The 12,749-nt window shown below is 72.8% G+C and carries 7 protein-coding genes; 4 read left to right on the forward strand and 3 right to left on the reverse strand.

What is annotated here, in order from left to right; all coding sequences use genetic code 11:
• Position 1: 1 nt before the first annotated feature.
• On the reverse strand, positions 2–1,492 hold the full coding sequence (gene miaB / locus WMF27_RS26235) for a tRNA (N6-isopentenyl adenosine(37)-C2)-methylthiotransferase MiaB (RefSeq protein ID WP_437766140.1): 1,491 nt from the start codon (positions 1,490–1,492) through the stop codon (positions 2–4).
• A gap of 294 nt (positions 1,493–1,786) precedes the next feature.
• On the opposite strand from miaB, the gene WMF27_RS26240 reads away from it, so the two are divergent.
• The 3 genes from WMF27_RS26240 (at position 1,787) to WMF27_RS26250 (ending at position 5,543) form a co-directional block, all read left to right on the forward strand.
• Positions 1,787–3,649 (forward strand): AMP-dependent synthetase/ligase, encoded by a 1,863-nt coding sequence (locus WMF27_RS26240; protein ID WP_437766139.1) that lies wholly within the window; start codon positions 1,787–1,789, stop codon positions 3,647–3,649.
• Between the two features lie 148 nt (positions 3,650–3,797).
• A complete protein-coding gene (gene pip, locus WMF27_RS26245; RefSeq protein WP_437766138.1) occupies positions 3,798–4,760 on the forward strand; it encodes a prolyl aminopeptidase in 963 nt (320 codons plus the stop codon).
• A gap of 282 nt (positions 4,761–5,042) precedes the next feature.
• Positions 5,043–5,543, forward strand: coding sequence for a host attachment protein (locus tag WMF27_RS26250; RefSeq protein ID WP_437766137.1), 501 nt, complete (start codon positions 5,043–5,045; stop codon positions 5,541–5,543).
• Here the strand turns inward: WMF27_RS26250 and WMF27_RS26255 are convergent.
• Together WMF27_RS26255 and WMF27_RS26260 are read right to left on the reverse strand one after the other, a co-directional pair.
• Positions 5,509–7,005: an OmpP1/FadL family transporter gene (locus tag WMF27_RS26255; RefSeq protein ID WP_437766136.1), complete on the reverse strand. Its 1,497-nt coding sequence runs from the start codon at positions 7,003–7,005 to the stop codon at positions 5,509–5,511. The two genes, WMF27_RS26250 and WMF27_RS26255, sit on opposite strands and share 35 nt — an antisense overlap.
• 5 nt (positions 7,006–7,010) lie before the next feature.
• Positions 7,011–10,871: a hypothetical protein gene (locus WMF27_RS26260; protein WP_437766135.1), complete on the reverse strand. Its 3,861-nt coding sequence runs from the start codon at positions 10,869–10,871 to the stop codon at positions 7,011–7,013.
• 169 nt (positions 10,872–11,040) lie between these two features.
• On the opposite strand from WMF27_RS26260, the gene glmU reads away from it, so the two are divergent.
• Positions 11,041–12,462 (forward strand): bifunctional UDP-N-acetylglucosamine diphosphorylase/glucosamine-1-phosphate N-acetyltransferase GlmU, encoded by a 1,422-nt coding sequence (gene glmU, locus WMF27_RS26265; protein WP_437766134.1) that lies wholly within the window; start codon positions 11,041–11,043, stop codon positions 12,460–12,462.
• Positions 12,463–12,749 lie beyond the last annotated feature (287 nt).

The following is a 12,749-nucleotide window of genomic DNA, read 5'->3' on the forward strand; positions in this document are numbered from 1 at the left end:
GTCACCCGCCCTCGGCGGCGACCACCGGCAGCGAGCGCCGGGCGGGCCGCGCCTCCAGGCCGCCCCGCTGCCGCGGCCGGGCCGCGGCGCGCGCCGCCTCGGTGAGCTCGGCCTGCAGCGAGTGCTTGTTCGCCCGCGCGATCGAGACCTCGACGACCTCGCCGAGCAGATCGAGCTCCCCGGCGCCGTCGATGTGCGCGATCTCGTGGCGCCCCGTCCGGCCGGACCAGAGCGCGCCGCCGGCTCCGCCGTGGCCCCGCTCCTTGTCGCGCCCCTCGACGAGCACCTCCTGCGTCGTCCCCACGAGGGCCGACAGGTGGGCGGCGAGCAGCGCCTCGCTCTCCTCGAACAGGCGCGCGAGCCGCTCGCCCTTCACGGCCTCGGGCACGTCGTCCGGCAGCTTCAGCGCGGGCGTGTGCGGCCGGCGCGAGTACTTGAAGCCGAACAGCCCCTTGAACCCCACCTCGCGCACGAGCGACAGCGTCGCCGCGAAGTCGTCCTCCGTCTCGCCCGGGAAGCCGACGATGACGTCGGTCGAGAGCGTCAGTCCCGGGACCGCCTCCACGAGCGCGCGCGTCCGCGCGACGTACTCGGCGCGCGTGTAGCGGCGGATCATCCGCCGGAGGACCCGATCGCTGCCCGACTGCACCGGCATGTGCACGTGGCGCGGCAGCGCCGGGAGCTCGGCGTGGGCGAGGACGAGCGAGGGCGTGAGGTGCCGCGGGTGCGGGCTCGTGTAGCGCAGGCGCGCGAGGCCGGGGACGTCGGCCGCGACGCGCCGGAGCAGCGCCGCGAACTCGCTCTCGTCCGGGTCGTCCGCGCTCGCGCCCGGGGCCCGCGCCAGCGCGCCGAGCGGGTCGCGGTAGCTGTTCACCGTCTGGCCGAGCAGCGTGACCTCGCGCGTCCCCGCGGCCACGAGCGCCGCGATCTCGGCGACGATCTCGTCGCTCGGCCGGTACCGCTCCGGCCCGCGGGTGTGGGGGACGATGCAGAACGAGCAGCGCTCGTCGCAGCCCTTCATGACGGTCACGAACGCCGTCGGCGCGGCGCGCGGCGAGGAGGAGGGCGACGGCGGCGACGCGACGAGGAACCGGGGCGCGTCGAGGTCGAACACCGTGCGCGCGATCGGCAGCCCGCCGATCGCGAGGTCGCCGAGCAGGCCGGGCAGCTCCGGGATGTTGTCGGGCCCCACCACGACGTCGATCGCGCGCATCTGCTTGAGGAGGCGCTCCCCCTCCTGCTGCGCCACGCAGCCCGCCACGACGAGCACCCGATCCGCGCGCTCCCGCTTCCAGCGCGCGAGCCGACCGACCTCGCTCCGCAGCTTCTGCTCGGCCTTCTCGCGCACGCTGCACGTGTTGAGCACGAGCACGTCCGCCTCGTCGGCGCTGCCGGCCTCCGTGTAGCCGGCGCAGCGGAGCACGTCGTGCATCCGCTCGGAGTCGTGCACGTTCATCTGGCAGCCGAACGTCGTGATGGAATACCGGGGCATCGAAGCGATGAACGCTCTAACAGAAGGGGCCCGAGGCCGCCACCTCGCGCGCCAGGAGCCCCGCGGTCGACGCCGCGACGCCGCGCGAGCGCTCCCGTTCCCCCCTCCCCCCTCCCCGCTCCCCCTTCCCCGCTTCCCCCTCGTCCACCCCGCGCGGGCACCGCCGACCCCGCGCCCACGCGACGCGCGCGGCGTCGCTCCAGCGTCGGCGCGACAACAGCCGGCGCCACGCGCCGCCAAAAGGACACTGGCGCGGCGCAGTACCATGTTAACACTCGGCTCGGGAGGAGACCGATGGCGAAACTGGAGAACCTGGTAGACCTGCTCGATCGCGCGCTGAAGCTTCATGGCCAGCGGCCGCTGTTCGGCACGAAGACCGATGGCCGCTGGGACTGGATCACGTACGCGGAGTTCGGGCAGCTCGTCGCCAGGTTCCGCGGCGGGCTGGCGTCGCTCGGCGTCCAGCGGGGGGATCGGGTGGCCCTCATCTCCAACAACCGCGTCGAGTGGGCGGTCTCGGCGTACGCCTGCTTCAGCATGGGAGTCGCCGTCGTGCCGATGTACGAGGCGCAGCTCCCGAGCGAGTGGGCGTTCATCATCAACGATTGCGAGGCCGTGGCCGCGATCGTCGCCACGCCGCAGATCTACGGTAAATGCAAGGATCTCGCCGAGAAGGCGCCCTCGCTGAAGCACGTTGTCTGTCTGTTCGACCCCGACGGGGCGAGAGACGGCGTCCCCGGGGCGAAGACCAGCTCGTACAAGGAGCTCCTCGCCGCGGGCGAGGGGAGCCCGGCCCCGGCCATCCAGCCGACATCGAAGGACACGGCGTGCCTCATCTACACGTCGGGCACGACCGGCAACCCCAAGGGGGTGATCCTGTCGCACGGCAACATCGCCTCCAACGTCTGCGCGGTGCTGGAACTCATCCCCTTCGGCGGCGGCGATCGGAGCCTGTCGTTCCTCCCGTGGGCCCACTCGTTCGGCCACACCGGTGAGCTCCACGTGATGATCACGGTGGGCGCGTCGATGGCGCTGAGCGAGTCGGTCGACAAGATCCTCGCGAACCTCGGCGAGGTGCGCCCCACCGTGCTGATGAGCGTCCCGCGGATCTTCAACCGCATCTACGAGGGCGTGCAGAAGAAGATGGCGGGGAAGCCCGCCGTGATCCAGGCCCTGTTCCGCGCCGGGATGCGCGCCGCGACGAAGAAGCAGAAGGGCGAGCCCCTCGGCCTCGTCGAGCGGCTCGCGCTCGTCGCGGCGGACCGCGTCATCTTCTCGAAGATACGCGCCAGTGTCGGCGGCAAGCTGAAGTACGCCATCAGCGGCGGGGCGGCGCTCGCCTATCAGGTGGCCGAGTTCGTCGACGCGCTCGGCATCACCGTCTACGAGGGCTACGGCCTCACGGAGACATCGCCCGTCGCCACCGTGAACTACCCGGGGGCCCGCCGCCTCGGCAGCGTGGGCAAGCCGATCCCGGGCGTGAAGATCGTCATCGACAGGTCGGAGACGCACGACCCGAAGCAGGGAGAGATCGTCGTCTACGGCCCGAACGTCATGGTGGGCTATTACAAGCGCGACGAGGAGAACAAGGCCGTCTTCACGGAGGATGGCGGCTTCCGCACAGGCGATCTGGGCTACCTCGACGACGACGGCTACCTCTTCGTCACGGGCCGCATCAAGGAGCAGTACAAGCTGGAGAACGGCAAGTACGTCGCGCCGGCCCCGCTCGAGGAGAAGCTCAAGCTGTCTCCGCTGATCAACGGCGCGATGATCTACGGCGACAACCGCCCCTTCAACGTGGCGGTGATCGCGCCCGAGATGACGGCGCTCACGGCATGGGCGCGGGCCGAGGGCCTCTCGTTCGAGTCGACGGAGGCGATGCTGAAGCACCCGCGGGTGGTCGCGCACGTCCAGGCGGAGGTCGACAGGTACGCGTCTGATTTCAAGTCCTTCGAGAAGATCAGGCAGATCGCCCTCGCGGCCGAGGATTTCACGGCGGAGAACGGGATGCTCACGCCGACCCTGAAGCTGAAGCGGCGCGTGGCGCTCCAGAAGTACGGGCCCGCGCTCGAGGCGCTCTACGGCGGCGCGGGCGGCGCGGGCGGCGCGGGCGGCGCGGAGAAAACCGCTGCGCGCGACGCCGCGCAGCCCGGCTGAGCCGCCCGCGCGTCCCGACCGGCGGTCCCTCGCCGCTCCCCCGCCGCGACCTGCCGTCCCCTCCTCCAGGCCCTCTCCCCTCCCGGCGCGCCTTCGCGTACGCTGGGCGCGCCGGCGCGCGCGACGTCGACCGGCGAACGGGAGCGGCATGACGACGACAGGCACCCAGAGGCGAACGCTGTATCCCGAGCTCGAGCCGTACCGCGCCGGGAGGCTGCGCGTCTCCGATCTTCACGAGATCTATTTCGAGGAGTCGGGCAATCCGCGCGGCAAGCCGGTGGTCTTCGTGCACGGCGGCCCCGGGGGCGGCACGGAGCCGAAGCAGCGGCGCTTCTTCGACCCGGCCGCCTACCGGATCGTGCTCTTCGACCAGCGGGGCTGCGGCAGGAGCACGCCGTACGCGTGCCTGGAGGAGAACACCACCTGGCACCTCGTCGCGGACATGGAGGCGCTCCGCGAGCACCTCGGGATCGAGCGCTGGCAGGTGTTCGGCGGCTCGTGGGGGAGCACGCTGTCGCTGGCCTACGCCGAGCGGCACCCGGAGCGGGTGACGGAGCTCGTGCTGCGCGGCATCTTCCTCCTGCGGAAGCAGGAGCTCGACTGGTTCTATCAGCGGGGCGCGAGCGCCATCTTCCCCGACGCGTGGGAGGAGTACCTCGCGTTCATCCCCGAGCCGGAGCGGGACGATCTTCTCACGGCGTACCACCGGCGCCTCACGAGCCCGGACCCCGGGTTGCAGCAGCGGGCGGCGCGCGCGTGGAGCGTCTGGGAGGGGCGGACGAGCTGCCTGTTCACGAACCACGAGCTCGTCGCGAGGACGTCAGGTGATGAGTTCGCCCTCGCGTTCGCCCGGATCGAGTGCCACTATTTCATGAACAAGGGGTTCTTCACGGCGGAGACGCAGCTGCTCGACGACGTGCACCGGATCCGCCATATCCCGACCGTCATCGTGCAGGGCCGCTACGATGTGGTCTGTCCGCCGGAGAGCGCGTGGGCGCTCCACCGCGCGTTCCCCGAGTCCGATCTGCGCATCGTGGCGGACGCAGGGCACTCGGCGATGGAGCCGGGCATCCTGCACGAGCTGGTCGAGGCGACCGACCGGTTCCGTTGACCGGCGGTCAACGAGCGCGGCCGCGGCGGCGCGGCCGAGCTCGGTGGACACGCCCGGTACACCAAACACCGTATTTCGCGGTCAACCACCTCCCGAGCGCCGATCGCCCCCTCTCGCTCTCCATGAATTCAGGCCGCGCGCAGGTGGTCGAGCCTGCTGGAGCCTGCCTCTCGGGGTGCGATCCACCGAATTGCGTCGGACTCGGCCCTCCGGCCGCTTGCGCCGCGTGGGGTCGGTCTTTAACGTAAACCAAGGGAAGGGTTGATTCCCCCGTGGAGGCTTATGGCAAAGAAGGCAGCACGGAAGACATGGATCCTGGTCTCCGACGCAAGCCGTGCCCAGCTCTATCGTGAAGAGCCTGCTGGCAAGGGCTTCACCCTGCTCGAGTCGTACAATCATGACGAGAGCCGGGCGCGCGTGCGGGATCTGATGGCCGACGCGCACGGCCGCAAGCCGAACGGCACCCCCGGCGGGAGTGGCAGCCCTGTCGGCGGCCCGGGGGGTCAGTACCTCGGCCGTCCGGGCGCCGCCCCCGACACCGATCCCAAGGAGGTCGAGAAGCAGAAGTTCGCCCTGGAGCTCGCGGAGGTGCTGGAGAAGGGTCTGAACGAGCACGCCTACGAGACGCTGGTGCTCGTCGCGCCGCCGCACTTCCTCGGCCTGCTCCGCGGCGCGGTGAGCAAGCAGGTCAGTAACCACATCGAGACGAGCGTGGACAAGGACCTGAGCTGGCTGGACGGCCCCCGGCTCACGGAGCGGCTGCGCGAGCTGCGGGCCGGATAGGGCCGCTCCCGGCTGCCTCGAACGTGTAAGCGACGCCGAGCCCGACGACGTTCGCCCGGGCGCTGTAGGCGCCGCCATTGATGGTGTTCGGGTCCTCCGGCGGATTGGCCCGCACCGGGCTCACCTGCGGGAGCCGCGCTTCCCTCGGATCGACCCTCACGTCCGCGGCGAACGCGTGCGCGTAGCTCGCGTCGAGGCGCCACCGGCCGAGGTGGACGCCGAGGCCGGCCGCCGTCGTCAGCTTCGTCGCGTCGATCGTGAGGACCGACAGGTACCCGGGCGGGACGGCGCTCTGCTCGAGGCTCACGCCGGCGCGCAGATCCCACCGCGCGCCCGCGAGATCGAAGGAATACTCGCCCCCGAGCCTCGCCGAGAGCGAGCTCTGGAAGCGCCGCGGGAACGAGACGGCTGGCACGCGGAACTCCTCCGGGAGGCCGGCGACGTTCCGGAGCACCACGCCGTCGGGCTCGACGAGGATGTCGTCGTGCATGGTCCAGCCCTCGACCCCGAGCCCGAGCTCCACGCGCAGGTCATCCACGACCCGCGCCTCCACCCCGGCGCGGAGGATCCACGGCAGGTCGAACGCGACGTCGGCGTCCTCGCCCTCCTGGACGGCGCGCTCGAAGACGGGCGCCGCGGGGAGCCGCGCCCTGAATTTGGCCGGCGCGCGCACCCAGATGGGCAGCTGGAAGGCCAGGCCGACGCGCCAGCGCGGCGTCGGGACGAAGAGCGCCCCGAGCTGGCCCGTGGGCGCGACGATGGGCGCGACGCTGAGCTCGGAATGGATGTCCCACTCCGGATCTTCGGGCGCGCAGAACATCCGCTCCGGCAGGCACCCGGAGACGACCATCCGGCTGTTGAACGCGCCGACCAGCGCGCCGAGCCCGGCGCCGAAGCGCCATTCGGGCGACGGCGCGTACGCCGCCCCGACCCCCACGAGGGCGAGCGCGGAGCCCTCGAGCGTGAGCAGCGCGTAGCGCTGGGGCGCCGGCATGCCGTTCACCTGCTCCGGATAGCTGGAGAGGGCCGCGTACGGCGCCCACGTCCCGCCCCAGACGACCCACCGCGGATCGACCTTGAACGACGCCGCCAGCGTGGGGATCGGCAGCACCGGCGCGCTGCCGGTCACCGGCTCCATCGTCTGCACGAAGCTCGCGCCCGTCGGCTCGCCGGTGTTCGGGTCGACCTGCCGTACGATCGCCTGGCGCGTGTGCCGGCTGCGCCACTCGAAGAGCCCGACGTCGAACAGGACCTGGGTGCCGGCCTCGTAGACGCCCGCGGGGTTGTAGGCGATCGCCCCGAGATCGTCGCCGCCGGCGATGTACGCCCCGCCGCGGGACGACGGGCGGACGCCGCGGTCGGTGAAGTACAGCCCGGCGGCGCCGGCGTCGCCCGCGGGCAGGAGGAGCGCCCCCGCGGCGGACGCCACGGAGAGCACGGCGCGGATCGTGGGCGTTCGCACGTGGCTCACTCGTGCGGCCGGTTCTTGACGATGGCGTAGATCTGCTCGAGCCCGCGGGTCTCGTCCGTCAGGAAGTCCCTGGCCGAGACAAACAGCTGCCGGTAGTCCTCCGCCGTCAGCGGCGCGCCGCTCCCGGCCTCGATGCGGTTCACGTCCGCGAACGCGTCGAGGAACACGTCGAGCGGCGCTCGGCCGTCCGCCATCGGCGTCACGAGCGCCGGCAGCACGCGCTCCATCGCGCGGTACCTGTCGTAGCGATCGTCGTGGAGCGCCTTCAGCGCGTCGAGCCCCGCGTCGGCCGCGCCCGGCCCGCCGGCGCCCCCCGCCGGGGTCAGCGCGGTCGACGCGGCCTTCAGGATCCGGCGCGAGGCGTCGTCGTCGGCGAGGAGCTGGAGGCCGTCGGCGAGCGCCGTCGGCAGCGCCTGGAACGGGGCGCCGGCTGCGTCCGCGTCGAGCAGGTAGGTGAGGAACCGCTCGACCTCCCGCCGCGCCGGCTCGTGGGCGCGGACTGCCTCCATCACGTCGGCGGCGGCGGCGAACAGCGGGTGGCTCAGGAGGTCGCTCACCGTGGCGCCGAGCTCCTTCTGCGCCCAGGCGCACCGCCCCGTCGTCTCGCGATCGGGGCAGCGGGCGTTCAGCTGCTCGCGGAGGACGCGCAGGACGAGGGCGCCCATCCTCGGGAGCGCGCGGTTCTTGAACCGGGCCTCGGGCCCCGACCCCTCGACCGCGAGCAGCGCATCGACGAGCTCGTCCACGCCGCGCTTCCACTGGCCCTCCCGCTCGGCGGCGCCGGGCGCATTGCGCTGCGCGAAGCGCGCATCGACGCCGTTCAGAGCGCCGGCGAGGAGGGTGAACACGGTGAGCTGGTCCTGGACCCGCCCATCCGCCCACGTGGCATTTTTCTTCCCCGAGCGGTCGACCATGCCCACGCCGGCCGCGTAGCGGGTGCTGAAGAGGATGCGCGCGAGCTTCTCGATGACCTGGGCCTTCGTCAGCGGCCGATCTGCCGCGGGGCCACGCCGCACGGTCACGGACGTGTCGCGCGCCATCCGGGCGAACGCCACCGACGACGCCAGGACGTCCTCGGCCCGGAGCGCGTCGGCCACGAGCGGCTCGTAGCTGTTGACCCCTGCCTCCGAGCAGTATGCGGTGTTGGTCTCGGGCGAGCCGGCCTTGACGCACTCCGGCCCGTGCTCCTTGCCCGGCCAGTGGCGGTACGCCGTGCTGAAGAGATCGGTCAGGATCGCCTCGCCGGTGGTGCCGTGGTCGACGTCGGCGAACGCCTTCACGATGGGGCCCAGGTACGCGGCGAGCCCGAGCTGCTCCAGGAGGTAAGTCGTCCCCGGGTGGCGCACCCGGATCAGGTTCTCCGGGGAGCTGCACGCGTTCACGCCCAGCGCGTTCCTGGGGCAATGGATCGTGCCGGCCGGCTCGAGCGTCCCCGAGATGAACAGGTTCGTCGCCAGGTTCGCGCCGGCCCGGAAGGGATCCAGGTCCGGCAGCCCCGGGAACCTGTCCGAGTCCGCCCCGAAGTAGATGAGCCGGCTGAGCGCGGCCGGCGTGGGGTGGCTCGTCAGGCCGCCGATGCCGCTGGAGTCCACGAGCACCGAGTCGGTCACGAGCAGCGCCAGGGCCGAGGGCTTCACCTCGAGCTCGGCCCGCTTCGGGTCCCCGTCGGGGAGGAGCGAGTCGAGGTAGAAGGCCGCCAGGTCGTCGATCTGGAACAGCTCGCACTCGGCGAACTCGACGAAAGGCACCGTGATCTCGAAGGCGCTCACCACGGCGCCCTCCTTGTTGCACTGCCTGACGCCGGCGGTGTCGTGCATGAGCTGCATCAGCCGCTCCATGCCCGAGCGGTTGTCGCCGCCCCTCGGCTTCTTCGGGTCGACCGGCGTCTTCGGGGCCGCCGTCGACGGCGCCCCGACCGTGAGGTTGATGGCCGGGCCGTTCAGGTCCGCCGGGTTGTACGCGTACTGGTCGCGGGTCGTGAGCATCGCCGCGATCGCGTCGCCCGCGTGCCGCGCGCTGCCGTGCGGGGTGAGGAGCGCGCCGCCCGCGATCGCCTCGAGCAAGCGCGCCACGAGCCCCGGCTGCTCCACGGCCCTGCCGAGCGCCGCCGCGAGCTCGTCCCAGAGCGGCGCCTCGTCGTCGATCCGCGCGGGGGCCTCCTTGCCCTGGGCGGCCAGCCGGTCGTGCTCGCGGGCGACGTCCCGGATGCGCAGCGCCGCGGCGGTCATGCGCGCGAGCTCCGCCTCGCGGTTCTCGAGCAGATCGATGAGCGTGAGCAGGAGGACGTCCGAGTCCCTGTCGGCGAGCACCTGGCCGACCGCGTGCGCGAGGTCGGCCAGCGGCGAGTCCTCGCCGCGGAAGCGGCGGTACGACAGGCAACCGTCGCACCGCTCGTCCGCCGGCACGACCCTGCCGCGGCGGACGTCGTAGCGGGCCTCCTCGCGGTCGCCGAAGAGCAGGTACGCGCCGGAGAGAGCGTACATGAGCCCTTCGTGCTCGGTCTTCCACGGCTCCGGATCGCCCTTGCCCGCGTACCGGGTCCCGTCGACGAGCGGCACGATCGACCGCAGCGCCGCGCCGAGGACGGTGCGGGAGGTGTCGACGTAGGCGTAGAGCTCCGGCGAGAGGCCCCCGAACGGGTCCCGCGGCGGCTCGGTGACGCCGGGGATGGCGAACGGCGGTTCGAGCGCGAGCGGCGCGCCGGTCCGGTCCACGAACCTGCCGGACGCGTCGACGTCGGCGAGGCCGTCGCCGTCCGCGTCGGCGAAAGGCGCGGGGACCCCCTCGCCCTGGGGGAGGACCCACCCGCGCCCGTCGCGGCGGGCGATGAAGATCGACGGCGGCGCGGCGAGCGCGGGGTGCTCCGCGAGCAGCGCCGCCTGCGCGAGCTCCAGGGCCGTGCGCGGGCGGCTCGGCTGCGCGGTGGCGGCGTCGATCGCGAGCGGCGCCCGCTCCGGCGGCGACAGCGTGGCCAGCGCCTGCTCGCCGGCCGCGAGCAGCGCCTGGAGCGCGGGCGCCCCCGGGCCGCCGGGGCCGAGCACGTCGAGCGCCGCCACGGTCATCGGGCGCAGCCCGGGGTACGCGAGCGCCGCGCCCGCCATGCCGAGCCCCACCTCCGCCGAGCGATAGCCCTGGCGCCCCCAGATGCTCGCGAGCGCACAGACGGGCGTTTCCCGCCCCTCTGCCCGGTCGCAGGCGATCGGCGCCCGCTCCCGCTGCCTCTTCTGGTCGCCCTCCGCTTCCGCCGGCCGCGCGCTCTCCTCGCCGCCGTGGATGAGCGCGTCGAGGAGCCGGGCGATCCCCCGGGTCGACGCGGGCAGGACCGGCGGCCCCGCCGCGTCGAACGGGTTCGTCTCGTAGAGCGGCGCGAGGGTCTGCGAGAGGCTCAGGACGGCATCGTGCAGCCGGATCGTGCCGCCCCCCTCGCCGGGCGCGACGTTGTCGATCTCGATGTCCGGCACCGCGGCGTTGACGGCGTCCACGAGGGCGTTGCGCCACCGCGCCATGGCCTCCACCTTGGCCACGCCCAGCCTGCGCGCCTGCTCCGCCCGCTCGCCGGAGACCGGCGGGAGCAGCGAGACGTCGACCTCGTCCTCGTACCTGCCCTCGCGATCGTAGTGACAGACGCGCTGGTACGAGGCGCCCGTGGGGTCCTCGTGGAGGCTCGACGCGCCCACGCGGTCGCAGAGCATGCCGAAGACGTCGTCGCCCAGCCCGCCGCCCTCCTTGACCCTGGGAGGCGCCACCCGCGTCGTGTCGAGCGGCTCGTGACACGAAGCGATCGCCCCGCCAGCCGAGACGAGCGCGACCAGCCGGAGCATCCCAGCGGCCGAGGAACCCAGCGCGCGCCTGCGCATGACGACAACCTCCCCCAGTTGCCCCCAGGGTAGACGATTCCACTCCAGGTGCGTAGAGGCTTGGCGCCCCTGGGGGGCGTGGGATGGGATGCACGGAGCGCGCGTTCTCCAGGGTTCACTGCGCTGCGACGGGGACGGCGGCGGGCTCGTGGGTATAGGCTGAGGAGCGATGGCGACCCAACCCACCCCGCTCACCGCTGTCGTTCTCGCTGCTGGACAAGGGACCCGGATGAAGAGCGCCCGGCCGAAGGTGCTCCACGAGCTCTGCGGCCGGCCGATGCTGCATTACGTCGTCGACGCGGCGCTGGCCGCCGGCGCCTCCGACGTGGTGGTCGTCGTCGGCCACGGCCGCGACGAGGTCTCGGCGGCCCTGGACAAGGCGTTCGGCGCCCAGGGGAAGAAGGTCCGCACCGCGCTCCAGCCCCAGCAGCGCGGCACGGGCGACGCGGTGCGCTGCGCCATGCCGCACATCGACCCGACCTCCGAGGCGATCCTGATCCTGTGCGGCGACACGCCGCTGCTCGACCCGGAGCAGCTCACGCAGCTCCGCGGGGCGCTCGACCGCGCGGGCGACGCGCCGATCGCGATGCTCACCGCGGAGGTCTCCGATCCGACGGGGTACGGCAGGATCCTCCGCGACGCGTCGGGCCGGGTCATCGGCATCCGCGAGCACAAGGACGCGACCCTCGAGGAGCGCGCGATCACCGAGGTGAACCCCGGCGTGTACCTCGCCCGCAGCGGGTTCCTCGGGCGCGCGCTGGCCGGGCTGACGACGGACAACGCGCAGGGCGAGCTCTACCTGACCGACATCGTCGCGCAGGCGGCGAAGGCCGGCGGCGCCGCGGCGGTCGTGGCGAGGGACGCCGGCTCGCTCGTGGGCATCAACGACCGCGCGCAGCTCGCCGCCGCCGAGGAGGTGCTCTACGGCCGCGTCGCCGACCGGCTGCGCAAGAGCGGCGTCACGATCCGCACGAGCGCCCGCGTCGACGCGGGCGTGGCCGTCGAGCCGGACGCCGTGATCGAGCACGCCGTGGTCCTGCGGGGCCGGACGCGCGTGGGCGCGGGCGCGCGGATCGACGTGGGCTCGGTGCTCACGGACGTCGTCGTCGAGGCGGGCGCCTCCGTGAAGCCGTACACGGTCGCCTCGCAGTCGTCGATCGGCGCCGGCGCGCAGATCGGGCCGTTCTCGCACCTCCGCCCGGAGAGCCAGATCGAGGCCGACGCGCACATCGGCAACTTCGTCGAGACCAAGAAGACCGTGGTCCGGAAGGGCGCGAAGGCGAACCACCTCGCCTACCTCGGCGACGGCGACATCGGCGAGGGCGCGAACGTCGGCGCCGGGACGATCTTCTGCAACTACGACGGCTTCCGGAAGCACCGGACCGAGATCGGCGCCGGCGCCTTCATCGGCAGCGACTCGCAGATCGTCGCCCCGGTGAAGATCGGCGCGGGCGCCTACGTGGCGACGGGCACGACCGTCACCCGCGACGTGCCGGACGAGGCGCTGGCGATCGGCCGGGTGAAGCAGGAGAACAAGGAGGGCTACGCGACGCGGCTCAAGGCACGGCTGAAGGACGCGTCGAAGAAGTAGGCCCGGGATCGCCCTGTCGCATGTGGACGGCGTCGCTGAGAAGCGCAGATGACCGGCCAGAAGCGGGCGAGGTCAACGTGCCCCCGTGCTGTTCACGCACGGTGGGGGGCGGCGAGGCGACCGGCCGGCCCCTCGGGATCACACCTTCCAGCGCCCGGAGGCGCGCCGCGAGCGCATCGGCGCGCCGGCCCGAGCTTCCGGCCGCGGCTGTAGCTCGGCCTCCGGCGACGACCGCGTAGGTCATTTTCGCGCGACGCCGAAGACATTCGTGCTCGTCCGGCTGCAAC

Source organism: Sorangium sp. So ce281, assembly GCF_051527395.1.
Taxonomy (GTDB): domain Bacteria; phylum Myxococcota_A; class Polyangia; order Polyangiales; family Polyangiaceae; genus Sorangium; species Sorangium cellulosum_B.